This is a genomic window from Mucilaginibacter gotjawali, from assembly GCF_002355435.1.
GTDB lineage: Bacteria > Bacteroidota > Bacteroidia > Sphingobacteriales > Sphingobacteriaceae > Mucilaginibacter > Mucilaginibacter gotjawali.
On record NZ_AP017313.1, the window covers coordinates 3,443,793 to 3,470,704 of the forward strand.

Below are 26,912 nucleotides of genomic sequence, written 5' to 3' on the forward strand. Positions count from 1 at the left end.
TGTACGAATACCCCTATTTATCAGAATTAGTATTAGAAACAAAAATCGGGTCTTAATGGATATTACCGGAAAAACAACTCAAATTGGCCTCAATAATGGCATACTTATTCACCAGCTTTTTGAAGATCAAAAGAGCAAAACGCCGGGCGCTACTGCCATAATATTTGGTGAAGAAAATTTAACTTACAGCCAATTGGATGAAACTGCCGATAAACTGGCGGCTGCAATCTATGCGCAATCGCCCGATTCATTGGTCGTGGGCGTCAGCACCTTTCGCTGTGTGGAAACCATTATCAGTGTTTTGGCTATTTTAAAAGCAGGCAAAGCTTATTTGCCGCTTGATCCGGAATACCCACAAGACCGCCTGCAACAGATTGTAAGCGATTCGGGCATCGATACATGCGTGTCCATATCTACCCAAAAACACCTTTTTGAGCCATTGGGTATCAAAGTTTTAGATTCCGATAAAGAATACCCTGCCGCGCCTCAACAAATTCCGGTTAGTAAATCAGCTGCTTATGTTTTGTATACTTCCGGCTCAACCGGCACGCCGAAAGGTGTTTCTATGGGGCATGCAGCGCTGGCCAATTTGCTGCAATGGCAGGAAAAGCATTCTGCTTCTGCCGCAGGCTTCAACACCCTGCAGTTTGCGCCGCTAACTTTCGACGTATCGTTCCAGGAAATATTTGCAACTTTAACAACCGGCGGCACTTTGGTTTTGGTAAATGAAAATTTAAGGGTTGATCCAACGCGTTTGCTCAATTATATCGAAGATAACAACGTCAACAGGATATTTTTGCCCTTTGTGGTACTTCAGTATTTAACAGAAGCTGCGGATGCCGAAAAGCATTTCCCTGCCTGTTTAAAGGAAGTGATGACAGCAGGCGAGCAATTAAAGATCACCCCGCAGGTAGTTCGCTTCTTTTCGGCATTGCCTGGCTGCGTATTATATAATCAATACGGCCCTACTGAAACACATGTGGTAACCCAGTTAAAGCTGGAAGGCGAGCCGGCGCAATGGCCTGCACTGCCTTCCATTGGGATACCGATTGACGAAACAGAGATCCTCATTCTTGATGAAGAATTAAAGCAACTCCCATGCGGTGAAACAGGCGAACTATGCGTAAGCGGGCTGAGCCTGGCTGATGGCTATTTGAACCGCCCTGAAATGACCGCAGAAAGGTTCATCTTCCGGAAAGAAACTGAAGAAAAAACAACCCGCATTTACCGCACCGGTGATCTGGCGCGTTACCTGCCCGATGGTAATATTGAATACCTTGGCCGCAGGGATACGCAAGTAAAAATCCGCGGCAACAGGGTTGAATTAGGGGAAATTGAAGTGCTGATCAACCAACTAAACGACATACAGCAGGCCATTGTGGTCGCCAGGGAAGATGTTCCGGGGCAAAAACGCCTGGTGGCCTACCTTGTTTCGGCTAAAGATAAAGGTGATACCGACTATGTACGAAAAAGCATTGAACAGCAATTGCCTGATTTTATGCATCCCTCAGCATACGTGTGGCTAAGTGAATTACCCAAAACAACCAGCGGAAAAGTCGACCGGAAAAACCTGCCAAAACCAGATTTCAAAAGGCCGGAAATGGATACTTTGTACAAAGCACCGGTTACTCCCGTCGAAAAAAATATCACCCATATTTGGATGGAGCTTTTGCTGCTGGATAAAATAGGGGTTGACGACAACTTTTTCCAACTGGGCGGTAACTCTTTGCTTGCATTAAAATCTGTCGCAGCTTTAAAACAGCAATTTAGGTACGAAGTGCTTATTACCAAATTATACCAGTTCCCAACGATTAGCGGCGTTGCAAAACTGTTAAGCGGCGCGACTAAAGCAAGCCCGGTAACATCCAACGAAAAAAAGAAAAAAGATAAAGGCACCAATAGGGATATCGCCATTATTGGCATGGCAGGCCGTTTCCCGGGCAGCAATACCATTGACGAATTTTGGGACATGCTTACTGAAGGCCGCGAAACCATCAGCTTTTTTAGTGATGCGGAGCTTGACCCATCTATCTCATCAGCCACAAAAAATGACCCAGCTTATGTTAAAGCGCGCGGGGTAATTGAAAAGGCAGATGAGTTTGACGCCGAGTTTTTTGGCTTTAATCCCCGATCTGCTGAGATGATGGATCCGCAGCAGCGCCTGTTTCTGGAGATTGCCTGGGAGATCCTGGAAAATACCGGCTATTTACCACAAAGGTTCCATGGCGCTGTCGGCGTTTTCGCAGGCACTGGTTACAATACCTATTTCACCAACAATGTATTGGCCCATCCAGAGATTGTTGAGCGGGCCGGGCAGTTCAACGTAAGATTATTAAACGAAAAAGATTATATCGCTACCCGGACAGCCTACCAGCTGAACCTGAAGGGGCCGGCAGTAGCCATTTATTCGGCATGTTCTACCTCATTGTTAGCCATTGCGCAAGCGGTGAGCAGCATCAGGGACGGGCAGTGTGATATTGCGCTCGCAGGGGCGGCATCCATCACCTCACCCTTAAAAAGCGGGCATTTTTACGAGGAAGGCTCCATCATGAGTAAGGATGGGCATTGCAAACCCTTTGACGCCGAAGCCACCGGAACCGTTTTTAGTGACGGCGCCGGCGCGGTACTTTTGAAAGGTTTAGAAGAAGCAAAACGCGATGGCGATACTATTTATGCCATAATTAAAGGCGTAGGCATTAATAATGACGGTGCCGACAAAGGCAGCTTTGGCGGCCCGAGTGCTGAGGGGCAGGCAGGCGCCATTGCCATGGCGATTGACGATGCCGCCATTGAAGCGTCGACCATTAGTTATGTAGAAGCCCACGGTACCGCGACCCCATTAGGCGACCCTATTGAAATTGAGGGCCTTAACCTGGCTTTCGGTGAGCAGGAACAAAAACAGTTTTGCGCCATAGGTTCGGTAAAAAGCAATCTGGGGCATTTAACAGCGGCATCTGGCGTTGCCGGTTTGATAAAAACCGTACTGGCTTTGCACCACCGGCAAATCCCTCCTACTTTGTTTTACAACAAACTCAATCCAAACATCAAACTGGACGATAGTCCGTTTTATATCAACGCAAGCTTAAAAAATTGGGAGGCTGATCAAATGCGCCGCGCCGGTGTAAGTTCATTTGGCGTGGGTGGCACCAATGTTCATCTTGTTTTGGAAGAGTTTGAAAATGCTCCGGTAGAATCAGGTATTGCAAAACCGCAATCGCTGATCACCTGGTCTGCAAAATCCGAAACCAGTTTGGGCAATTATGCTAAAAAACTTGCCGTTTTTGCGAACGAGCATCAGGATATTACAATTGCTGATATTGCTTATACTTTGCAAAATACACGGGCTGATTTCAACCAGCGCCGGTTTGTGATCGCATCCGACAGCAAAGATCTGTCAGCAAAACTGTCTTCAACAAACATAGAAGCCTCAACCTATAAAAAACTCAGCTCAAAAGCATCCGAAATTGTGTTTATGTTCCCGGGCCAGGGTTCGCAATATGTGAATATGGGCCGTGAATTGTATGATAACGAACCTGTTTTTAAGGCCGCTGTTGATGAATGTATCGGATTATTGAAAGATACGCCGCAGGCACAGATCATGGATGTGATCTATCCTTCGGTCGTAAATGAAGCATCGGCACAAAAAATAAAAAACACTTTTTATACCCAGCCGGCCATATTTATAATGGAATATGCCATGGCCAAACTATGGATGAGCTGGGGTATTGAGCCCACCATTTTTACAGGGCACAGTATTGGTGAATTTGTTGCGGCGCATTTTGCGGGCGTATTTAGCTTAAAAGATGCTCTGCTGTTGATATCAACCCGTGCAAGGATGGTGAGCGAGGTTGAAAAAGGCAGTATGCTGTCTGTTAGAACTGATGCCCGCCAGCTACAAACCATTTTACCCGAAGGCCTGAGCATAGCTGCCATCAACAGCAATAAATTATGTGTGGTTGCCGGTCCGGATAAATTGATTGAAGCATTTGCATCGAAATTGGAAGAAATTGAAATTCCGGGGCGTTTGCTGCATACCAGCCATGCTTTTCACTCTGCCATGATGGATGAAATTGTTAAGCCGTTTGAGGAGGTGGTGAAAACCTTGAAATTAAATCCCCCGGTAAAACCTGTAGTATCAACCGTTACCGGTAACTGGATGAGTGAAGCAGAAGCTACCGACCCATCCTACTGGGCGCAGCATTTGCGCAAAACGGTAAGGTTTGCTGATGCGGTAGATACTTTGCAGGATAGCGAAGGCCGTTTACTGCTTGAGGTGGGCCCCGGAACAGTGCTTGCAACGCTTTCAAGGCAGCAGGTAGTAAATAAATCGACACCAATATTATCAGGTTTTGAAAAAAATGAAACAACTACAGAGTACTATTCCGTATTAAGGGCGTTAGGCCAAATATGGTTAAATGGTATGGAGCCGGATTGGAAGGCCCTTTACCATGGCCAAAAAAGATTGAAGCTGAATTTACCGGCCTATGCATTTGATAAAAAACGATACTGGCTTGAAGCGGCCCTACCCCAGCAAATAAACGCTCAAGCCGATGAAACGCCGCAAACCGAATTAGAAAAAGAAAATATAACTATTGAAAATTTACCGATGAGACAAGAATTACTTACTGAAAAACTAAGGGAGCTATTTGAAGATGCCTCTGGCATTGAAATAGATACGGCCGCTACAAATGTAAATTTTGTAGAGATCGGTTTTGATTCCCTTTTGCTTACTCAGATAGCAACCAACCTCAAAAAAGAGTTTAATGTGCCTATCACGTTCAGAAAATTATTCGAGGATTATAATACCATTCAAACCCTCGCCGAATACCTGGATGCCAGTTTACCTGCCGGGGCATATCAGCCACAGGCAGCACCGGTAAGCAGTTACCAGCAACCGGTTTACAGCGCTCCTGCAATACCGGCACCAATAGCTGCCCCCGCCCCGGTCGCAAACCCTGCTTTGGACCTGATCGCGCAGCAGATCCAAATGCTGGCTTCGCAACTGTCGGCATTACAAAACACACCAGCCAGTGCGCCGGTAAGTCAAACGCCACCAGCAGCGCCATTAGCGGCAACGCCTGCGGTACCGAAGATCCTGTATGACCTTACGCCTGAGGAACAGGTTGAAGTTAAAAAACCATTCGGCGCAACTGCCAGGATCGAAAAACAGGTACAGGGTTTAACTGAAAAACAGCAATCATTTTTAAGCGGGCTTACCGCTCGCTATAACAAAAAAACAGGTGCGAGCAAAGCTTATACACAAAAGCACCGCGCGTATATGGCCGATCCCCGCGTAGTGAGCGGTTTCAGGCCTTTAACCAAAGAGATCGTTTATCCTTTAGTGGTAAACCGCTCAAAAGGCGCACGGGTTTGGGATATCGATGGCAACGAATATATTGACGCCTTAAACGGTTTCGGTTCCAATTTCCTGGGTTACCAGGTTGATGTATTAAAGAAAGCCGTATTAGAGCAAGTTGAAAAGGGTTACGAGATTGGCCCGCAACATGAACTTGCCGGCGATGTTTGCCGTTTGATCAGCGAATTAACCAATTTCGACAGGGCCGCTGTTTGTAATACCGGTTCCGAGGCGGTGTTGGGCGCCATGCGTATCGCACGCACCGTAACCGGACGCACACTAATCGTTGCTTTTAGCGGATCATATCACGGGATCAATGATGAAGTGATCGTTCGCGGCACCAAAAAATTAAAAACCATACCTGCTGCACCCGGCATTATGCCTGAGGTTGTTCAGAATATGCTGATACTGGATTACGGAACCGATGAAACGCTGAGGATCATCCAGGAGCGTGCCCACGAACTGGCAGCTGTGCTGGTTGAGCCGGTACAGTCACGCCGCCCCGAATTTCAGCCGGTTGAATTCCTTAAAAAAGTAAGACAGATCACCCGGGCTTCGGACACCTGTTTGATATTTGACGAAGTGATCAGTGGGTTCAGGATGCATCCCGGAGGCGCGCAGGCGATGTTTGGCATTAAAGCTGACCTGGGCACTTACGGTAAAGTTATTGGCGGCGGCATGCCGATCGGCGCCATTGCCGGCATTAAAAAATATATGGACGCGCTCGACGGCGGTTTCTGGCAATATGGCGATGATTCGCAGCCCGAAGCTGGTGTAACCTATTTCGCCGGCACATTTGTACGGCATCCTTTAGCGCTGGCGGCAGGCAAAGCATCATTGGAATACATGAAAGAAAAAGGGCCCGCTTTGCAGCAAGGTTTGAACTCTATGACGCAATATCTTGCAGCAGAATTGAACGCCATTTGCGAAAAAGAAGGTGTACCTATGTATATTCCTTCATTCGGGTCATTATGGAAAATAAAATTCAAAGATGAATTGCCTTACGGCGAACTGTTATTTACGCTGATGCGCGAAAAAGGCATCCACATCTGGGATCTTTTCCCTTGCTTTTTAACAGAATCGCATGCCAAACAGGACGTTGACCAGATTATATCTACATTCGGCGAAAGTGTTAATGAATTGATCGCATCGGGCTTTTTACCTTCAAAAAGACCTGCAGCTCCAATAAAAGAAGAATCAAATCAGTTGATGGAATCACTGTTCCCCGGGGCCAGGCTTGGCCGCGATAAGGACGGCAACCCGGGCTGGTTTATCAGCGATATAAACAATCCCGGTAAATATTTACAGGTTAAATTAAACGGTAATTAATTTTGGAAACATCTAATTCAGTAATTGATATAAGGCCGGTAGAGTTTGATCCTTTCGCAGAGCCCGAAATTTTAGCTTCGGCCCACGAAACAGAGGCTTTACTAAACAATATCAGCCCGGTTTATGAAACCGCTCCTGTTGACTTTGATCCCTTCGGCGGACCCGAGATCGAACTGATCGCCCCTGCTACAGAATCGCAAACAGAAATATGGGCGTCATGCCTCATTGGCGATGCGGACGCAAGCTGTGCTTTCAATGAAAGCTTTACCATTGTTTTAACCGGCGATTTCAATAAAGATGCCATGTTCCGCGCTTTGCAGGACGTAGTAAACATGCACCAGGCCCTTAAAATGACCTTCAGCGGCGACGGCGCACATATTTGCGTATTTAAAAATGTAACGCTGGATGTTGATTTTCATGATATCTCTTCAAAAACGGCAGAACAACAGGATGCCTACATTAAAGCTTACAATAAGCAATACGTCCTTACTCCATTCGACCTGATCAACGGGCCGCTTTTTAAAACATCATTGTTTAAATTAAGCGACAAGGAGCATTATTTAACCTTTGTTGTACACCACATTGTATGTGATGGCTGGTCGATCGGTATTATGATGCAGGATCTGAGCCAGCTTTATTCCGCACATACAAAAGGCGAATATATCAACCTGCCAAAGGGCCCGCTTTTTAGCGATTATGCTATCGCCGAAACAGCAGCATCTTCAAGTGAATCTTTTAAAGAAACCGAAGATTATTGGATAAAACAGTTTGAAGGAAGCGAACATACACTAAATCTACCCATTGATTTCCCCCGCCCTGCCCTGCGTACGTACAAAAGCCACAGGGAGGATTATACCCTAAACAGCACATTGGCAAACGAAGTTAAAAAGCTCGGCAAAAGTACCGGGACCAGTTTCGTTACCACCTTACTGGCCGCTTTCGAGGTTTTTTTACACCAGTTAACAGGTCAGGACGAAATAATCGTTGGCCTGCCTGCCGCCGGGCAACCCGCTACGGATAATTTCCGCCTGGTTGGCCATTGCGTAAACCTGCTCGCACTACGAAGCTTTCCAAAAGGTGAACTATCTTTCAAAAACTATTTAAAGCAACGCAGATCTGATGTGCTTGACGCCTATGATCACCAGTTGTATACCTTTGGCAGCCTGCTGAAAAAATTAAACATTACCCGCGATTCATCCCGGATTCCGCTGGTCCCCGTAATGTTTAACATTGATATGGGCCTGGATAATGATGTAAACTTTTATGCGTTACAGCACAGATTGATCAGCAATCCGCGTGAATTTGAAAATTTTGAGTTATTTTTAAATATTGCCGGTCACGAAGAAGCGCCAACGCTTGAATGGTCATATAATACACAATTATTTAAAGCCGCAACCATCAAGCGGATGATGGATGGCTTTGAATTTTTATTGACTGAATTAGTTAAACAACCCGAAATATTAATTAAAAATATTCCTGTTTTAAATGCCGGAGAGATTCAATCACAATTAAACGCCTGGAATAATACCCAATACCCCTATCCAATGTATACCCCTGTACATCAACTATTTTCAGAAAAAGCCGAAACAATTCCAGATAAAACCGCCATCACTTTTGGTGAACAAAAGATCACCTACAAGCAATTAGATGAGCAGGCTAACCAGTTAGCGCGTTTATTAATAAAAAACGGTGTTAAACAAGCCGACTGTGTAGCCTTTGCCCTCGATAGATCGGTAGAAATGCTGGTAGCGCTGCTGGCGATAATGAAAACGGGCGCTGTCTACATCCCTCTCGATCCCCAGTTCCCTTTAAACCGCATCAATTATATGCTGGAAGATTCAAAGGCCGTGGTTTTATTAACCTCGCTTAAATATAAAGGGTACTATGAATCCGGTGCTAAGGAATTGATTTTAGAAGACGAATGGCAAAACCTGCCTGAATATGGCACAACAGACCCCAAAGTTGATGTTGACGGCAATAACCTGGTTTACATCCTTTATACTTCGGGCTCAACCGGTAATCCAAAGGGGGTACAAATTGCGCACCATAACCTGGTAAACTTTTTAACCAGCATGCAAAAAGCGCCGGGTATTACGGCAAATGATAAATTACTGGCTGTTACAACCATTAGTTTTGATATTGCAGGACTGGAGATATTTTTGCCATTAATTACCGGGGCCGAGATCATCCTCGCCGACAGCGCCACTGCAAAGGATGGTCGCGCCTTACTGGATATCATCAGGAAGGAGCACGTAACCATAATGCAGGCTACACCATATACCTGGAGGATTATGCTGGAAGCCGGCTGGAGTGAAAAAGATCCCTTAAAAGTAATTTGCGGCGGGGAAGCGCTTCCGCAGGACCTGGCACAGAAACTTTTAACACGGGCATCTTCCTTATGGAACGTTTACGGACCAACTGAAACAACTGTATGGTCGACCATCAAACATTTAACTGCTGAGGATAAAGTTATTTCAATAGGCAGACCTATTAACAATACTTCCATATACATTTTAGATAAGTTTTTAAAACCACTTGCACCCGGTGTTGCCGGTGAAATTTACATCGGTGGCGATGGCGTTGCTAAAGGCTATTTAAACAGGCCCGAATTAACCGATGAAAAATTCATTGATGACCCTTTTGTAAAAGTGCCAGGCGCCAAAATGTACCGCACAGGCGATTTGGGCAAATATATGCATAACGGCGAGATTGAATGCCTTGGCCGGATAGACGCACAGGTAAAAATAAGGGGCTACCGTATTGAAACAGGCGAAATTGAATTTCAGCTTGAAAAGGAGAAAGATATTAAAGAAGCTGTTGTTATTGCAAGGCCCGATCAGTTAGGTGTTGACAAACTGGTGGCTTTTGTTGTGCTGGACCTGGAGAACCTTAACAACGTAACTGCTGCCACTCAAATATCGAATTGGAAAGAATCACTAAAAAAATCAGTGCCGGATTATATGGTGCCTGATAATTTTATTGCTGTACCGGCAATGCCGTTAACCCCCAACGGGAAAGTTGACAGGAAGGCATTGGCAAAACATGGCGCGGTTATTACCGAAGAAACACATATTTATGTTGCTCCACGAACTGATATTGAAAAGACTTTAACGAATATATGGATTGAGTACCTGGGCGTTAAAAAAATTGGCGTACATGATAACTTTTTTGAATTGGGCGGGCACTCGCTGATAGCCGTAAAGGTTATGGGCCGCATTGAAAAAGAAACCGGTAAACGTTTGCCTTTGGCTACTTTATTTGAATCGCCTACGGTTGAAAAGCTGGCACAATTGTTTGAGCCGGGAAAATCGATCACCTGGGATTCATTGGTGCCGATTAAACCCAAGGGAAGTAAAATGCCTTTGTATATGGTACATGGCGCGGGTTTAAATGTGTTATTGTTTAATACCCTGGCCATGAATATGTCGCCTGAACAACCGGTTTACGGCTTACAGGCAAAGGGATTGGATGGCATTGATGAGCCCCTTGATAAAATTGAAGATATTGCCGCACATTATATCGCCGCCATAATTGAACAAAACCCGAGCGGCCCTTATGCCCTTGCTGGCTATTCATTCGGCGGCATTATCGCCTTTGAAATGGCAAGGCAATTAGAAGCTTTAGGTAAGGAAGTAAAAATGCTGGCCATGTTTGATACCTATGCTTACCGCTCGCCGCATTATGACCCAACCTTAATGAAACTATTTAAAAGAGGAAAGTTTTTTATCAAACGCTTCTTTTATACACTAACTTTCAGCAACGGCTTCAGGTACACTTTGGTAAACACGGGTACCAATATCAAACGCAGATTTATCCGGTATTACTGGAATTTGAGATACGGTAAAAACCAAACCCAGGCAGGTATTTTTGGCTATTCAAACAAAGTAGATGTGATGAACGAATATGCTGAGAAATATTACCAGCTTAAACCTTATGATATTTCGGTTGATGTATTCAGGGCTGAAAACAGAACGTTTTATATGGATGATTTTGAAAACCTGGGTTGGAAACCATATGCACTTAAAGGGGTAAGGATACATAAGATCCCCGGAGAACACAATACCATATTTAAAACCCCCAACGATAAAATTTTTGCGAGCATACTGCAAAAGTGTTTGGATGAAGCCGTTTTGAAACCCTGATTTGCTATGCCCGAGATAAATCTTTTGGTCTAATGTATTGATATAATTCAGTTTACAATTTTATTAGCTATAAATTAAAATATTAATTCAAACTATTCAAAACCTCGGGAAGAATGACTAAATTACCGTCCTGATAAATATTAACTTAAGATTCAAGGCTAAGAATTGAGACTTCAAAGAATGGTCCAAATAAAAGTATCGAACAGCTTTCTAAGCCAGGTGAAATGGGATGACAGCTCGGGTTGTGCTTTCAGCATCAATAATCAGGCTGATATCTGGCGGATCAACATCCATTCAAATTCATCATCGATCCAAAATTTATCCACGCTGCTGACCCGGGATGAACAGGTTAAAGCCGGCCGTTTTTTGCACAAACACGACAGCGACAGGTATATCATCAGCCGCGGTGCGTTAAAGCTTATCATGGGCCGTTATTTAAACCGCAAGCCCGCTTTGATAGAAATTGAAACCGGTGAAAATAAAAAGCCTTATATAAAAGATTCACCATTGTTTTATAACTTATCCCATTCGGGCGATTGGATCATCCTGGCTGTTTCGGACGCGTTGATCGGTATAGATACGGAACTGGTAAATAACTCGTATGACTTTAGCGATGTCATAAACGAATATTTCAGCCCGGAAGAATCCCATTTCATAAATCAGGAAAAATCAACGGAGCGCTTTTTTATGCTATGGACAAGAAAGGAAGCATTAACAAAAGCAACCGGCAAAGGCCTGGATGAGGATCTTAAATTCATACCATGTCTCGACGGGCAGCATTATCTAAAAGGAAATATTTTATCTTCACATAACAATTGGACTGTAAGCTCATTTATGTTACACAAAGATTATTTTGCAAGTGCAGCAATCAGCGACAAAACAGGTGATATCAGGTTTTGGGAAACGGATCTTGGTCATAAAAACTTTGCCTTTTTCTAAAATATAAAATAATATGTACACATATATTTCAGATACGGAATAATATTTACACAAACTAAAACCGGATTTATCGCCAACGAAAACGCTAAATGAGTATTTTATTATTAAAAAGAGGGTTTTTGACAGTTGTTTTTAAAACCTTTAGCTGCTAAAATACGTAATCAGGGTGAATTAAATAATACACTACCAAACCAGCATTTAAATGAAAAAGAGAATACTAATAGTTGACGACGATTTAAGTATTTTAAAGCTACTTAATTTTATTCTCGCGAAAGACTATGAAATAATAGTGAGGAATAATGGTATTGATGCTTTTTCATGGCTTGAAGATGGGAATATCCCTGACTTGATCATTTCTGATCTTCAAATGCCCTATTTCGACGGTCAATCATTTATAAAAAACGTTAAAATCAGCGGTCTTTTCCGTGATATACCGATCATCATGCTGTCAGCAGCCCACGATCTGGATGAACAGGTGAGCAAAATGCCCTTCCAGGTTGACGCCTATATGCCAAAGCCCTTTAACCCAACTTCATTAAAAACTGCAATTCTGCAAGTAATAAATATTTATGCCGCTGCCACTAGCAACTGAATGGAATGAGAATGCGGGTTCGCATACCAGGATCGCCTATGCCGGAACGCAGATTAAAGAACTGGTGGCAAGCGAACTGAATAACTATTTTCAGATCATTTTCAACGAAACGCTGGAAGAGTTTGAAGAATATATGGGTAATCAATCCATACTATCCATTCCGGAGATTATTTTGCTGGAAGTTGATGAAAATGGCGAGTGTTTTAAACTGATTGAGCGTTTAAAACAGAATTTTCTGTTCAACGGGCTTATTATAGTTTTGATCTCCCTGTCAAACGACAAGGATTTAAAAATAAATGCCATGAGGTTAAAAGTTCATGACTTTTATATTTATCCTTTCGCGATGAGCGATCTTCGGGAGCGGTTGAATTTCCTGGTAAAATTTAAACTCATCAAGCCCAAACTGATCGAGATTTCAAAAGAAGTTGATACTGCCTACAGGATCCCCGTAGGTAAAAGGCTACTTGACGTACTGGTTTCCGGAACGATGCTTTTGATACTTTCACCCTTATTGCTACTGATAGCCATAGCGGTAAAATTGGGGTCAAAAGGGCCCGTATTGTATAAAAGCAAACGCGTTGGAACAGGCTATAAGGTGTTTGATTTCTATAAATTCAGGTCGATGCGGGTAGATGCTGACAAGTTGTTAATAGAGTTATCCACACAAAATCAGTACGCAAATGAGGATGGGGGCACAAAAGCCGCATTTGTTAAAATTAAAGACGATCCCCGCATTACTAAACTCGGCAATTTTTTACGAAATTCGAGCCTCGACGAGTTGCCTCAATTGTTCAACATTTTGGTGGGCGATATGTCACTCGTTGGTAACAGACCTTTACCGGTTTATGAAGCTGAAATGCTGACATCGAATGAGTGGTCGATGCGTTTTTTAGGGCCGGCAGGTTTAACCGGGTTATGGCAAATAACCAAACGCGGTAAATTGGACATGTCGGAACGGGAAAGAAAGAAACTGGATAATTTTTATGCACAAAACCATTCATTTTGGTTGGATATGAAAATTCTTTTTAAAACGGTACCGGCGGTATTTCAGAAAGAAAAAGTTTAAACTAATGAATAAATTAAAGGCCCTATTGCTCTCATTATTTATTTTGACTTTAGCCGGAAAAACCTATGCTCAAGCAACCATCTTCCAGGACCTATCCTACCCTTACCTGGAGAAACTGATTGCGACAGCAAAAAAGAACTACCCGCAAGTGAAAACACTTGCCTACCAAACCGAAATTGCAAAAAGCAGTTTTCACCAGGCCAGTTTTACGTGGCTGGATGCATTCAGCGCCTCTTATATTTACAGTCCGCAGGGTTCAACCACAACAAGTGCTACCAATCCAATTATTTTTAACGGGCTTCAATTGGTGGCTACTGTTAGCATAGGCTCTCTTTTTGAGAGACCTTATACTATCCACAATGCAAGGGTAGCGGTTAAAATTGCCGAAGAAAACCAGGCACAATACGATTTAACCATTGAAGCGCAGGTAAAGCGGTTTTATTTTGCCTACATAGAGGCCCAGGCAGATTTAAGGAATAAGGTAAATGCTGTGCAGGATGCAACAACCGCAGTAAACCAAATAAAACACACATTTGATAAAGGGGAAACTACTTTTGAGGTTTATAGCCAGGCATTGACAAACCTTTATAACCAAAACTCATTTAGAGTACAGGCTGAACTTGCTTTATTCACGGCTAAAACCAATCTTGAGGAAATGTTGGGAACCAAGCTGGAAAGCGTAAAATAACTAATGGAACTATCGTCGTATTTTTCACTCGTAGGCAAATATAAATACATCATCATTATCATTGTTCTGGCAATGGTAACTGCATCATACTTTCTTGTCAAAAATCTGCCAGACCAATATGTTTCCAGTACACAAATTGCCACCGGCATTGTTGATGCATCGCGACACCTGTTAGATAGTAAAGACAACCCCAACGCGCAGCAGGACCAGATCAACCGGGAGTTTAGCAACTTAACCGAAATCATCAAACTAAAAAAACTGGTTGATAATGTTTCCTACCAGCTGATCATCCATGACCTGAGCAGCCCCGCCCCTTTCAGAAAACTTAACCACAAATTCAAAGACCTGAGCCCCGACGCCATCAAACACGCTTTAGTGGTTTATCGCGCAAAGCTCCAAAACGGAGAGCCTTTGTCTTTATATAATGCAGATGAAAAGGGATTAAACGAACTTTTGATCTCGATGAAATACGATGAGCGTTCGCTCCGCAAGGACCTGGACATTGAACGCGATGGTGAAAGTGATTTTATTACGATCACCTATTCCTCCGAAAACCCTGAACTATCTGCTTTTATCGTAAATACGCTGAGTAAGGAATTTATCAGTTACTATACAGTAAACGTAAAACAGAATGAATCAAACGCGTTGGATTTTCTATCAAAATTGCTTGAAGAAAAACGAAACACACTTAATAATAAAAAAGATTCGCTGCAGCAGTATAAAATAAAGAATGGCATTTTAAATGTTGAGGACCAGGCAAAAGATATTTTCGCCCAAATGCTGATCTACAATGATAAAAAAATTGAAGCTGAGCGGAATATCCAATCCTACGATGGCGCAGTTAAAGCCATTGATAACAGGTTTAACCCAAAAGACAGGCAATATATCGAGTCGACGATAAGCCAGTATAACCAATCGATCACCAATACAGCCGATCAACTGCGTACACTGAATGACGAATATGTACACAGCGGGTTTAATCCTTCTTATAAGCCGGCATTGGATTCGATGCAAAAACAGCTTACGGCTCAAATTGACAACACATCCGATAAATATATTACCAATCCATTGGTAAACAAAGACAACCTGGTTGCAAAAAAATTAGAACTTGAAGTTACCCGCGACCTCGCAAAATACAGCGTACAGTCCATTGATAAAGAACTTGCTGATTTAAAAGCAAAATACGACCGCCTGGTACCGTTCGACGCTAAGGTTAAGACTTATGAATCAGACATAACCATTGCCAGCCAGGAATACCTTGATGTATTGAATAAGTTTAACGCGCTAAATTTGCAGTCGAATTTTTCAATAAAACTAATGCAGGTTGAACCTGCAACACCAGATGTGGCTGAACCGTCGAAGAAAATGCTTTTGATAGCATTAAGCGGCATTGGAAGTTTGGTTATTTGCCTGTTGGTTTTATTTGTGCTTTATTATCTTGATGATACTATAAAAGAGCCGATTGACCTTGTAAACGCTACCCAATTGCCTTTATTAGGGTCGCTGAACCTGATCACGGGACCAAAGCCGGACCTAAAGAAACTTTGGGATGTAGAGAACAGGCAAAAAATGCAGCAATTTAAAGAGTTACTGCGATCTGTAAGGTTTGAAATTGACCAGGAACTAAAGGGTGGAAAAGTATTGGGCATAACCAGCCTGGTGGCGGGCGAAGGAAAAACGCTTGTTGCAACCAGTTTAGCCTACTCCTATTCGGCTATAAACAAAAAGGTATTATTGATTGATGGTAATTTTAATAATCCAACACTAAGCCGGACCATTCAGCCCAAACTATTTGTTGAAGATTATTTCAGAAATAATTCCTACATCGAAAGGGATAACAGCTCCATTAGTGTTTTAGGCAATCGCGGCGGCGATATTACTTTGTTGGAGATAAACGATGAAAAGAATATTCAACGGGAATTTGACGACCTGAAATCCAGGTACGATATTATACTGATCGATCTTCCGCCGCTTGACTCCTTAAATCAGTCAAAAGAATGGCTATTATTTTGCTGCAAAGCCATCGCTGTTTTTGAAACCGATAAAGGAATTTCGCGCTCACAAATTCAGTATATCGATTACCTGAAACATCTGAACCTGAAATTTGCCGGCTGGGTATTAAATAAAGCTGCCATACGGAATCATTCTAAGCAATCAAAACACTAAATTTGTGTACGGCATTAATGGATGATTCTTGTCATTTATTCTGATCCCCAAAAAATGAAAATTGAACATAAAAAAGCAGCTAACCCATTAAAAGACCTGCCACCTTTTCAGCAAAAGACTTTTACGGTGGCTATCATACTTGCTTTTTTAGGAATATTTGTTTGGTTTATAAAAATATTATTTTTTTAATAATAAGCGTTCAAACAGATGCTGAATGACGAATTTAGAGATAATGTTCATAAAAGAACCTTTTGGGAAAACCTGATCGTCAAAAAGTTTGAGGCACCTGTTGTCATTATTTTTGCAGTTCTAGCTTCGCTATTTGTAACTTATATTATAGCGCTGGGAGGATACCAAATAGGTGTGGTTATTATTTGCGCCCTTATTGGCCTGCCCATTATATACGCTACCGTAGCTTACCCTAAATTTGGCATTATAAGCCTGATCATTTTATCGTTTTTCATCAATTACTCTTCACGCTTTGTACCGGAACCAACACCCATAGGCTTGTTAATGGACCTATGGACCTATTTACTGCTTCTGGGACTATTTGTTAAAATGAAAAAGGATAAGCAGTGGGGTTATTTTAATAATCCTATTACCTATTTTTTATTGATATGGCTTGGCTACAATATGCTGGAGATCATAAATCCTGTATCGCCAACCATACTCGAATGGGTTTTTACGGTACGTACGGTAGCCTTTATTATGTTAATGTACTTCGTGTTTCTTTATCATATCCGGACAAAAGAATTTATAAGACTATTGATAAAGATTTGGCTCGCACTTGATGTGATTGGGGCAATTTCGGCTATACAGCAGGAGTTTATTGGTTTGCTCCCTTTAGAACGGGATTGGTTGTACCGGTTTCCTGAACGTTTTAAACTTTTGTTTATTGGCGGGCATTTAAGAAAATGGTCAATATTCTCAGACCCTGTTGTTTTTGCCTATAATATGGTTGCCGCTGCCTTGTTGTGTATAGCATTAATGTTCGGGCCAATTAAATTCAGTAAAAAAGTGATTTTAGGCTGTATGGCTACACTTTTTATATTTGTGATGCTATACTCCGGTACACGGGCATCTTATGTGATCATCCCTGCAGGTATACTAATGCTGTTTATATTAAAATTAAACCGTCAAATATTTGTATTTTCAATAATATCGGGCATAGCGCTGTTTGTGTTAATCAAAATACCTACCTCTAACGCCACGCTTGCCAGGTTTCAAAGCGCTTTTAAGCCTTCAAAAGATGCCTCGTTTGCAGAACGCGCAAAAAACCAGGAAGCTATCAGGCCTTATATCCTTTCACACCCTTTCGGTGGTGGCTTGGGTTCTGTAGGTGTATGGGGCCAACGTTTTGCCCCTAATTCATACCTTGCAAAGTTTCCGCCTGACAGTGGCTATGTAAGGGTTGCAGTAGAATTGGGCTGGATAGGCCTGCTGCTTTATTGTATTTTCAACTTTGTTATCATGTACAAAGGAATACAATACTACTACCTGATAAAGGATCCCGAATTAAAAACCTATTGCCTGGGGATGGTTTTATTCATTTTTGCCTTTGATGTTGGTAACTATCCGCAGCAAGCACTCGTACAATACCCGTCGAACATTTTATTCTTTTTAGCAATGGCAATTTTGAATATTACCATGAGATTGGACCTGGCAGAAAGAAAACTAAAACCAGAAATTAAACCCAGTAAGATTTAATTAGCAGAAATTAAAAATGTCTTTTTTATCCACTATTAAATCAACCGCAAGATTAAAAAAAGAACCACATTGGCTGATAATACCCCCTGCCCGGCCTGGCCAAAAATAATGGTTAACCTGGTTGTTGACCGTTATTTTCTAAAAAAAGGAAAAATCACTGAAATGCCATTAAAAACCTATTGGACTATTCCCTATTTATCAATTTGTAACCCTGAAGCCGGCACAAAACATAATGCAATTTTTAAAAAAACTAGTTAACAAACATACCCTTTCGCTCGCCAGTAACGCGGTAATGCCGGTTGTAAGTATGGTAACTGTTTCCTTACTTGCGCGCAACTTAACGGAACGGGACCTTGGCTATTGGATACTCTTTCTGATAACATTTACGATAGCCAATTTTTTCAGAAGCGGCTTCCTGCAAACCTCCCTGGTAAAATTTTACTCCGGCGCAAGCGAAGAACGGGCAACAACGGTAGTAGGCTCAGCCTGGTTTATGGGGTTGATACTCACTACTGCTTTGGCTGTGATAAGTTTCCTTACATATTTATTGGGGTCAAATCCATCCCTGGAGATCACCGTTAAATGGTTTGCCATCATTTTTTTCAGCACCCTGCCATCAAGTATAGCCTTATGGGTTTTACAGGCCGAGGAACGTTTTGACCGGATCTTTTTTCTCCAGTTAATCCATCCCGCTACTTTTTTTCTGTCAATTGTCGGGTTAATACTTATTCATCATACTTCTTTCCAATATGTAATTTATGCGTATTGCATTTCGGCAATGTTAACCAGCATAATTTCCATAATTACAGGCTGGGCAAAGGTGGCTTCCATCCGTCATAAAAGTACCGAATGCGTAAAAGAACTGGTAAATTTTGGTAAATATAGTGTTGGCACCTCCATTAGTTCCTACCTGCTGCGTGGATCAGACACTTTTATCATAAAGTACATGTTTGTCGACCCTTCCTTTGTAGCTATATACTATCTTCCGCAAAGGTTAATGGAAGTTATAGAAATTCCCTTAAGAAGCTTTATTGCCACCGCTCTGCCTGCCATGTCGGCAGCGGTACAGCGGAATGAAAAATCGCACATGACCTATATCATGAAAAAGTATGCAGGGATATTAACTATTTTGCTGATCCCCGTTTCAATCGTTACCTTTATTTGTGCTGATTTCATCATTGAAATAATTGGGGGCCATAAATTTGTGCCCACGGAGGCAGCAAGTGTCTTTCGGATCTTTTTATGCTTTGCGGTTCTGTTGCCCGTCGATCGTTTTTTTGGAATAACGCTTGATATACTTAACAAACCTCATTTAAATTTGGTTAAGGTTGTATTAATGCTTGTGGTAAACATAGCAGGAGACTTTATAGGTATTTATTTTACCCACAGCCTTTATGGCGTTGCGCTTGCCTCTATCGCTTCTTTTATAGTTGGGGTAATTTATGGCTATTGGGTATTGAAAAAGAATTTGAACTTTAAAATAGGGGATATATTATATCTTGGATTTACTGAAACTAAATTATTGGCTTCAACCCTTATTTCGCGTATCAGGGGCGGAAATAATTAACAGCTCAGCTTTATGATAAAACAATTGCACCCCTAATTTTGGACATGAGCCTCAAGGATCAAAATATAGTTATCTTTTCGCAGATGCAGTTCGACAGCGCCCTGGAGTCAACCAACTATACTATGGCGAAGCATCTGGCAAAAGACAATAAAGTATACTATGTAGACCGGCCTTATACCTGGTTTGATTATATAAAATTCAGAAACACGAAAGGTTTTCAAACAAGAAAAGCACACTTTTTTTCAGCAGACAATAGCCTTATTGATACCGATATTCCCAACCTAAAAATCGTTATCAGCCCGCCGGTGCCCTCCATTAACATGCTCCCCGAGGGAAAAATATACCGTATGCTGGTAAAAATCAATGAGAAAATTGTTGGCAACAGGTTAAACAAGGTGATCAAAAAGCTGGATATCAGCAACTATATTTATATCAACTCCTATAATGTTGCCTTTCCGGCGCTTCATAAATTGCTAAAGCCGGACTTAACGGTTTATCATTGCGTTGACCCATTGATAGAGCCTTATCAAACCCGCCACGGCATTATTTCTGAGGATATTTTGGTGAAAGATGTGGATATGGTAATCTCCACCAGCAAAGAGCTTAGCCGTCAAAAAGGCTTACTTAATAAAAATTCCTATTTCATTCCAAATGCTGCCAATATCAGCCAGAGCCAGAAAGCACTCGATCCAGGCTTAAAAATTGCTGGGGTGTTAGACGGTATAACAAAACCAATTATCGGCTATTTTGGCAATATCGAACGGCGCATTGACTATCAAATGGTTAAAGAACTAACGGTGATGAACCCGGATAAGAGCTTTGTATTTATCGGCCCAGTTGACAGCTATTATATTAAAGAGAGTGATTTTGAAGGTAAAAACCTGTATTTAAAAGGAGCTGTATCTTACGAATTGATGCCGGCAGTTTTAAAAGGGTTTGATGTTGCTATTATTCCTTTTAAAAAAGATGAGGTAAGCAGCCATATTTTCCCGTTGAAGCTTTTTGAATACCTTGGGTCGGGCAGACCTGTGGTTTCCACAGATTTCAATCCCGACCTGAAAGATTTTACCGGTGATACTGTATGGTATTGTGCAAACGCTGCGGAGTTTACAGAAGCTTTAAATGTCTCATTAAAAGACACCCCTGCCTTACAGAAGAAAAGGCTGGCAGTAGCCGCCGATAACACCTGGGAGCACCGGATATTGGAAATTGAAGCCTTATTGGAGTTAAATCTTAAAAAAAAATTGGGCCAAACCATTGTTTTTGCATAAAAAATTAACAATACCCCTACCATTTTTGTTACAACTACCGTATAAGAACCATTAAAGCATGGATATTATTAAGTTTATTATTTCAATATTAACAAGTCTGGTCTTTGTTTACCTGGGCTTTTACAGCCTCTACTTATTTGTTTTCTCGCTGGCGGGCAAACTTTTTCCAGTCAAAAACCCTCCTGTAAGCAGTAATCTTGCGAAGTTTGTCATCTATATATGCTCCTATAAAGAAGATGAGATCATTTTAAACTCTGCCGCAAACGCGCTTACGATCGATTATCCTAAGGATAAATTTCATATCTGCGTAATTGCCGATTCGCTAAAGCCCGAAACTGTTGAAGCACTAAAAAAAATGCCTTTACAGGTAGTTGAGGTTATTTTTGAAACCAGCACAAAATCAAAAGCCTTACACAAGGGGATTGAAAACACAGCAGATGGTTTTGATGCCGCAGTTGTATTTGATATTGACAATATAGCGGCGCCTGATTTTTTATACCAAATAAACAACTATTTACAGGCAGGCAATAGAGTAGTGCAGGGCCATCGCACCGCAAAAAACACCAATACCCCCATCGCTATACTGGATGCCATCAGCGAAGAAGTTAACAACCATATCTTCCGTAAATCGCAAAGGGTTTTTAATCTTTCAGCGGCTATTATTGGTTCGGGGATGGCTTTGGAATATAGCCTATTTAAAAATGTGATGATGCAGATTGACGCAGTTGGTGGTTTCGACAAAGAAATGGGCCTGCTGTTGACAAGAAACAGGATCAGCGTAGCCTATGCGGATAAAGCGGTGATATACGATGAAAAAGTAAGCAACCCCGAAGTATTTAAAAAACAAAGACGCAGATGGCTTTCGGCCCAGTTTAACCTGTTTAGGGTATATGGCTGGAGTGGTATAACTGAGCTTTTTAAACATGGTAATTTTGATTATTTAAACGAGATCTATCAAACCGCCATTTTACCCCGTGTATTAATGCTGGGTTTAATGCCGATGATGTTGCTTTTTTCGATATTAACACCGGGGATGGGCCCGGGATGGCAATTGTGGTTAGCCGCAACCGCTTGCTGTTATTTGGCCATTTTAATAGCAGTGCCTTCAAGTTTTGTTAATAATAAGCTATTGGGGGCTGTTTTACGCCTGCCCTTAATATTTTTTACGATGGTATTGCTGTTGTTTAAATTAAAGGGAGCAAATAAAAAATTTATTCATACACCTCATATCCATAATGCCGAATAATACGTATAAACGCAATAAGCCGTTACACAACAGGCAAGTGGCACGGAAGCCGAAAAAGTGTGATATAAATAAATGATGGAATTCAATGATCAAGAGAATATGAGCAGCCAGGTACAGATGGAAAATAAGAATAGCTTGAACGATACCCTGATGGATTACCCTAAAGAAAAAAGCCTCCCTTATTTTCTGAATAAATGCGCACGACAGTATGCCGGTAAAACTGCCTTAAAATTTCATGAACGCAGTTTAACCTATAAAAACCTGTACGAAAATTCAAACAAACTTGCCCGCCTGTTAATTGATCATCAAATAAAAACGGGGGACGTAGTCGGCCTTGCGCTTGACCGTTCGCCGGAAATGATCATTTCGCTGCTGGCGATATTGAAATCAGGCGCTGCCTATGTTCCGCTTGACCCTGAATATCCAAAAGACAGGATCGAATTTATGCTGGAGGATTCGTCAGCAAAAGTATTGCTGACTTCAAAAAAATATCAAAATCATTTTTCCTCCGCTGCTAAGGAGATATTAATTGAGGATGCCCTGGATCAATTGAATAACTACAGCGCCGAAGAGCCTGAGGTTGATTTCAGCACCGATGAACTGGCCTACATCCTGTATACATCCGGATCAACCGGGAAACCAAAGGGAGTACAAATACGACATTATAACCTGGTTAATTTTTTGCTGAGCATGCAAAAAGAACCGGGAATGACCGCTGACGACAAAATACTGGCAGTTACTACCATTTCATTTGACATTGCCGGTCTTGAACTTTACCTGCCACTGATCTGCGGTGCGGAACTCATTTTGTCAAATTCAGATACCTCAAAAGATGGCCGTTTACTGTTTGACCTTGTACGGGACCAGGAGGTTACATTCATGCAGGCTACCCCTTATACCTGGCGCATGATGCTGGAAGCAGGCTGGGAGGAATTGCTGCCCATAAAAATTTTATGCGGCGGCGAAGCGTTGCCGAAAGATTTGGTGAATAAGCTTACGGCGCGCAGCAGCGCGTTGTGGAACATGTACGGCCCGACAGAAACCACCATTTGGAGTACTGTAAAACTAATTGAGACTGACGAGAACATAACAATTGGCAAGCCGATAGCCAACACACAGGTTTATATTGCAGATGAAAAATTAAATAACCTGCCCGATGGTGAAATTGGCGAATTACTTATCGGCGGCGAAGGTGTTGCCAAAGGCTACCTTAACAGGCCCGACCTGACCGCTGAAAAATTTATTCACGACCCTTTCTCGGGGATTCCGGGAAACATGCTTTACCGTACAGGCGACCTCGGGAAGATTAACGCAAACGGCGAAATACAATGTCTTGGCAGGATCGACCACCAGGTGAAGGTGCGCGGCTACCGTATTGAGCTGGAAGAAATTGAGCACGCCCTTATAAAACAGGATAATGTTAAGGAAGCAGTTGTAATAGCGCGGGAAGACACACCCGGCGACCCGCGTTTGGTGGGCTACGTAGTGCTGGCTGCCGGCAACGAGGGCGCAACACCTGCATTGCTTACCGGGCCATGGCAGGAAGCATTAATGACCGTGCTGCCTGAATATATGGTTCCGGATGATTTTGTTTTACTTGAGGCTATCCCTATTACGCCAAACGGAAAAACCGACCGGAAAGCATTACCGAAACCTGATTATAATCAAATAAGCCGCTCGGGCGAATACGTTGCCCCACGAACAGATGTTGAAAAACAACTTGCCGAAATATGGCAGGAACTGATGGGACTTGAAAAGATCAGCATTTTTGATAATTTCTTTGCCCTGGGCGGACGTTCGCTGGTTGCAGTACAGATCATGGCGCGGATTGAAAAAGTTACCGGCAAACGCCTGCCGCTGGCTACTCTTTTTGAGCATTCGACCATCGAAAAATTAGCATTAAGGCTAAATGTTGATGCAAAATCAATTACCTGGGAATCATTGGTGCCCATTAAACCGAAAGGTTCAAAAATGCCACTGTATATCGTCCATGGGGCTGGCTTAAACGTATTGTTATTCAATGCGCTCGCCATGAATATGGATGAAGAACAACCGGTGTACGGACTGCAGGCCAAAGGCCTTAACGGCATTGATGAGCCGCTGGATGTGATGGAAGACATTGCGGGCAATTATATTGCAGAGATCATAGCCCAAAATCCCACAGGCCCCTACGCGCTGGCAGGATACTCCCTGGGCGGCACCATCGCTTACGAGATGGCCCACCAGTTAACGCAAATGGGTAAAGAAGTAAAAATGCTGGCAGTATTTGATACTTATGCCAAACAAACCGATATCTACGATCCCGCTTTTAAAAGAACGGTTAACCGGATCTGGCTTTTTATCATGAAATTCCTTTATAGTTTTGTTTTATTTGCGCAGGACCCTAAAAGAACATTCGAATATAAAACCACGGTTATCAAACGGCGCATCATCCGGCTTTTCTGGAAGCTATCCGGAAAGGAAGAAAAACGGGAGGGTTTTTTTGCCTATGATAATGAGATTGATGAGGCCAGTGCTAAAGCTAAACGGAATTACCTGCAAAAACCTTTAGATATTAAGGTTGACTTGTTCAGGGCGCTGAAAAGAACTTTTTACATGTCGGATTTTAAATACCTGGGATGGCGCGAGTTTGCATTAAAGGGGGTAAATGTGCATGACATCCCGGGCGAGCACAATACTATTTTCGCCCCGCCAAATGATAAAGAGTTTGCCGTAGTATTGCAGCAATGCCTCGACAGGGTATCCGAATCCAAATCATGAAAGTATCTGTTATTACGGTAAATTTTAACCAGCCCGGGGTTACTGAAGAACTGTTAGCCACCATACCGGCTATCGAAGATCTTGAGGTAATCGTAGTTGATAACGGCAGTGAAAAAGATGCTTCATCACAATTACAGGCAAAATACCCCACCGTAAAATTCATCCGCTCCGAAAAAAATCTCGGCTTTGCCGGCGGCAATAACCTGGGCATAAAACAAGCTGCCGGAGACTATCTTTTTTTGTAAATAACGATACAGAATTTACACCCGGCCTGGTTGAAAAGCTGGCTGAAGTATTGGATACACATCCGGAAGTTGGGATGGTATCACCCAAAATAAAATACTTTTACAATAAGGGGATGATACAGTACGCGGGCTATACCCCACTGAATTATTATACCGGGCGTAACAGTTGTATTGGCCTGCGCGAAAACGATGAAGGACAATACGACCATATTACCGCCCCTACTGCCTATTGCCACGGCGCAGCCATGATGGTAAGAAAAACAGCTATTGAAAAAGCCGGTATAATGAATGAAAATTTCTTTTTATACTATGAAGAACTTGACTGGGGCGAACATATCAAACGGGCGGGTTACCAGGCCTGGGTTTGTACTGATGCACTCATCTATCATAAAGAATCGGTTTCTGTCGGCAAAAACAGCAGGCTGAAGGAATATTTTATGAACCGCAACCGGATATTGTTTATCCGCCGGAATGCCCCTTTTTTTAAGAAAATTATTTTCTATTTTTATTTTATACTGATGGTTGTACCACGCAATGTGGTCAACTACATTAAGGCGAAAAACTACAATTATATATCTGCCCTTATTCAAGCTGTCTGGTGGAATCTGACCCACAATAAAAACAGCAAAGATTTGGGATACCATTAAACCCCGCTCTGATGAAACTTACTTTTTGGTTAAGCTTGTTTGTTATTTTCTATACTTTTATGGGATATGGCATCCTGTTATACATTATTATCAGGTTAAGGAGGTTGATAAAAGGTAAACCGGCCACGGTTACCCCGTTAAATAATTTGCTGCCGCAATGCACCCTGGTAGTGGCCGCCTATAATGAGGAGCATTTTATTGAAGAAAAAATAAAAAACTGCCTTGAGTTAAAGTATCCGCCGGGAAAATTGAAATTTGTAATAATTACAGACGGTTCGACTGATAAAACGGTTGAAATTGTAAAGCATTACCCCCAGATCCAACTTTTGCACCAGGATACCCGGGCCGGTAAAATTGCTGCGGTACACCGTGCCATGGAATTTGTAGATACCGAAATAGTTGTTTTTACGGATGCCAATACCTTTTTGAACCCCGAAGCGATCATCAATATCTGCAGGCATTATACCGATGAAACAGTTGGCGCTGTAGCCGGTGAAAAAAGGGTGCAGATAGACGAAAACGCCGACGCCAGCGCGGCAGGCGAAGGTTTTTACTGGAAATATGAATCGGCTTTGAAGAAATGGGATTCTGAATTGTATTCGGTGGTTGGAGCCGCCGGGGAACTGTTTAGTGTAAGACGTTCGCTATACAGGGATGTTGAGCCAGATACGGTACTGGATGATTTTATGATCTCGATGCTGATCGCTTTACAGGGCTACCGTATTGTATATGAACCACAAGCCTATGCGCTGGAGACCGCATCAGAAAATGTAACTGAAGAGTTGAAAAGAAAAATCAGGATCGCCGCCGGTGGCATCCAATCTATTTTACGCCTAAAAAGCCTTTTTAACCCGTTTAGATACCCGGTTCTATCATTTCAGTACATCAGCCACCGGGTTTTAAGGTGGACGGTTACACCATTCCTGCTTATCCTGGTATTTGTTTTAAATGTGCTTTTAGCATTGCGCCCTGATGATATTTTCTTTAAGGTAATATTGGTTGGCGAGGTATTTTTTTACGCACTTGCCCTCACCGGCTTTATTATGGAAAAAAGGCAGATCCGTATCAAAGTGCTTTTTATCCCCTATTATTTTTGCGTAATGAACTATGCCGTGCTGATGGGCATCATCCGTTTCTTCACCAAAAAACAAAGCGCCATGTGGGAAAAAGCCCAACGAAAGCAATAATGAT

The 26,912-nt window shown here is 42.3% G+C and carries 16 protein-coding genes; all 16 read left to right on the forward strand.

Annotated features, from left to right (window positions below; translation table 11 throughout):
- Positions 1 to 55 precede the first annotated feature (55 nt).
- Positions 56 to 6,685 carry a type I polyketide synthase gene (locus MgSA37_RS15255; protein WP_096353091.1) on the forward strand — a complete coding sequence of 2,210 codons (6,630 nt, stop codon included), beginning with the start codon at positions 56 to 58 and terminating at the stop codon, positions 6,683 to 6,685.
- A 2-nt stretch (positions 6,686 to 6,687) separates the two neighbouring features.
- On the forward strand, positions 6,688 to 10,827 hold the full coding sequence (locus MgSA37_RS15260) for a non-ribosomal peptide synthetase (RefSeq protein WP_197706002.1): 4,140 nt from the start codon (positions 6,688 to 6,690) through the stop codon (positions 10,825 to 10,827).
- Positions 10,828 to 11,007: 180 nt separating this feature from the next.
- Positions 11,008 to 11,766 (forward strand): 4'-phosphopantetheinyl transferase family protein, encoded by a 759-nt coding sequence (locus tag MgSA37_RS15265; protein ID WP_096353093.1) that lies wholly within the window; start codon positions 11,008 to 11,010, stop codon positions 11,764 to 11,766.
- 202 nt (positions 11,767 to 11,968) lie between these two features.
- Positions 11,969 to 12,358 carry a response regulator gene (locus MgSA37_RS15270; RefSeq protein WP_096353095.1) on the forward strand — a complete coding sequence of 130 codons (390 nt, stop codon included), beginning with the start codon at positions 11,969 to 11,971 and terminating at the stop codon, positions 12,356 to 12,358.
- A complete protein-coding gene (locus MgSA37_RS15275; RefSeq protein WP_096353097.1) occupies positions 12,336 to 13,424 on the forward strand; it encodes a sugar transferase in 1,089 nt (362 codons plus the stop codon). Before MgSA37_RS15270 ends, MgSA37_RS15275 begins: the two co-directional genes overlap by 23 nt.
- Positions 13,425 to 13,428: 4 nt before the next feature.
- On the forward strand, positions 13,429 to 14,112 hold the full coding sequence (locus tag MgSA37_RS15280; protein WP_096353098.1) for a TolC family protein: 684 nt from the start codon (positions 13,429 to 13,431) through the stop codon (positions 14,110 to 14,112).
- A gap of 3 nt (positions 14,113 to 14,115) precedes the next feature.
- A complete protein-coding gene (locus MgSA37_RS15285; RefSeq protein ID WP_096353100.1) occupies positions 14,116 to 16,278 on the forward strand; it encodes a GumC family protein in 2,163 nt (720 codons plus the stop codon).
- Between the two features lie 54 nt (positions 16,279 to 16,332).
- Complete coding sequence (locus tag MgSA37_RS29405; protein WP_260146808.1) at positions 16,333 to 16,467, forward strand: hypothetical protein; 135 nt, start codon at positions 16,333 to 16,335, stop codon at positions 16,465 to 16,467.
- A gap of 18 nt (positions 16,468 to 16,485) precedes the next feature.
- Positions 16,486 to 17,985: an O-antigen ligase family protein gene (locus MgSA37_RS15290; protein ID WP_096353101.1), complete on the forward strand. Its 1,500-nt coding sequence runs from the start codon at positions 16,486 to 16,488 to the stop codon at positions 17,983 to 17,985.
- A 232-nt stretch (positions 17,986 to 18,217) separates the two neighbouring features.
- On the forward strand, positions 18,218 to 19,552 hold the full coding sequence (locus MgSA37_RS15300) for a lipopolysaccharide biosynthesis protein (protein WP_096353105.1): 1,335 nt from the start codon (positions 18,218 to 18,220) through the stop codon (positions 19,550 to 19,552).
- Positions 19,553 to 19,596: 44 nt separating this feature from the next.
- Entirely contained in the window at positions 19,597 to 20,823 is a 1,227-nt protein-coding gene (locus tag MgSA37_RS15305) for a glycosyltransferase (protein WP_096353106.1), read from the forward strand.
- 58 nt (positions 20,824 to 20,881) lie between these two features.
- Entirely contained in the window at positions 20,882 to 22,069 is a 1,188-nt protein-coding gene (locus MgSA37_RS15310; RefSeq protein ID WP_096353108.1) for a glycosyltransferase, read from the forward strand.
- 72 nt (positions 22,070 to 22,141) lie between these two features.
- The gene (locus tag MgSA37_RS15315) at positions 22,142 to 24,829 is read left to right on the forward strand and encodes a non-ribosomal peptide synthetase (protein WP_096353109.1); all 2,688 of its coding nucleotides are present in this window, start codon (positions 22,142 to 22,144) and stop codon (positions 24,827 to 24,829) included.
- Positions 24,826 to 25,074 carry a glycosyltransferase family 2 protein gene (locus MgSA37_RS29125; protein ID WP_232010656.1) on the forward strand — a complete coding sequence of 83 codons (249 nt, stop codon included), beginning with the start codon at positions 24,826 to 24,828 and terminating at the stop codon, positions 25,072 to 25,074. The genes MgSA37_RS15315 and MgSA37_RS29125 overlap by 4 nt, the downstream gene beginning before the upstream one ends.
- Before the next feature lie 113 nt (positions 25,075 to 25,187).
- Positions 25,188 to 25,721 carry a glycosyltransferase family 2 protein gene (locus tag MgSA37_RS15320; protein WP_394365393.1) on the forward strand — a complete coding sequence of 178 codons (534 nt, stop codon included), beginning with the start codon at positions 25,188 to 25,190 and terminating at the stop codon, positions 25,719 to 25,721.
- An 11-nt stretch (positions 25,722 to 25,732) separates the two neighbouring features.
- Positions 25,733 to 26,908 (forward strand): glycosyltransferase family 2 protein, encoded by a 1,176-nt coding sequence (locus MgSA37_RS15325; protein WP_096353111.1) that lies wholly within the window; start codon positions 25,733 to 25,735, stop codon positions 26,906 to 26,908.
- The last annotated feature ends 4 nt before the right edge of the window (positions 26,909 to 26,912 follow it).

What these genes read in the sequence shown, in the direction of transcription:
- MgSA37_RS15280 (WP_096353098.1), top strand. Translation starts at nt 13,429, where the DNA reads ATGAATAAATTAAAGGCCCTATTGCTCTCATTATTTATTTTGACTTTA.
- MgSA37_RS15310 (WP_096353108.1), top strand. Translation starts at nt 20,882, where the DNA reads ATGGATATTATTAAGTTTATTATTTCAATATTAACAAGTCTGGTCTTT.
- MgSA37_RS15270 (WP_096353095.1), top strand. Translation starts at nt 11,969, where the DNA reads ATGAAAAAGAGAATACTAATAGTTGACGACGATTTAAGTATTTTAAAG.
- MgSA37_RS29125 (WP_232010656.1), top strand. Translation starts at nt 24,826, where the DNA reads ATGAAAGTATCTGTTATTACGGTAAATTTTAACCAGCCCGGGGTTACT.
- MgSA37_RS15300 (WP_096353105.1), top strand. Translation starts at nt 18,218, where the DNA reads ATGCAATTTTTAAAAAAACTAGTTAACAAACATACCCTTTCGCTCGCC.
- MgSA37_RS29405 (WP_260146808.1), top strand. Translation starts at nt 16,333, where the DNA reads ATGAAAATTGAACATAAAAAAGCAGCTAACCCATTAAAAGACCTGCCA.
- MgSA37_RS15320 (WP_394365393.1), top strand. Translation starts at nt 25,188, where the DNA reads ATGATACAGTACGCGGGCTATACCCCACTGAATTATTATACCGGGCGT.
- MgSA37_RS15315 (WP_096353109.1), top strand. Translation starts at nt 22,142, where the DNA reads ATGATGGAATTCAATGATCAAGAGAATATGAGCAGCCAGGTACAGATG.
- MgSA37_RS15285 (WP_096353100.1), top strand. Translation starts at nt 14,116, where the DNA reads ATGGAACTATCGTCGTATTTTTCACTCGTAGGCAAATATAAATACATC.
- MgSA37_RS15255 (WP_096353091.1), top strand. Translation starts at nt 56, where the DNA reads ATGGATATTACCGGAAAAACAACTCAAATTGGCCTCAATAATGGCATA.
- MgSA37_RS15265 (WP_096353093.1), top strand. Translation starts at nt 11,008, where the DNA reads ATGGTCCAAATAAAAGTATCGAACAGCTTTCTAAGCCAGGTGAAATGG.
- MgSA37_RS15325 (WP_096353111.1), top strand. Translation starts at nt 25,733, where the DNA reads ATGAAACTTACTTTTTGGTTAAGCTTGTTTGTTATTTTCTATACTTTT.
- MgSA37_RS15290 (WP_096353101.1), top strand. Translation starts at nt 16,486, where the DNA reads ATGCTGAATGACGAATTTAGAGATAATGTTCATAAAAGAACCTTTTGG.
- MgSA37_RS15305 (WP_096353106.1), top strand. Translation starts at nt 19,597, where the DNA reads ATGAGCCTCAAGGATCAAAATATAGTTATCTTTTCGCAGATGCAGTTC.
- MgSA37_RS15275 (WP_096353097.1), top strand. Translation starts at nt 12,336, where the DNA reads ATGCCGCTGCCACTAGCAACTGAATGGAATGAGAATGCGGGTTCGCAT.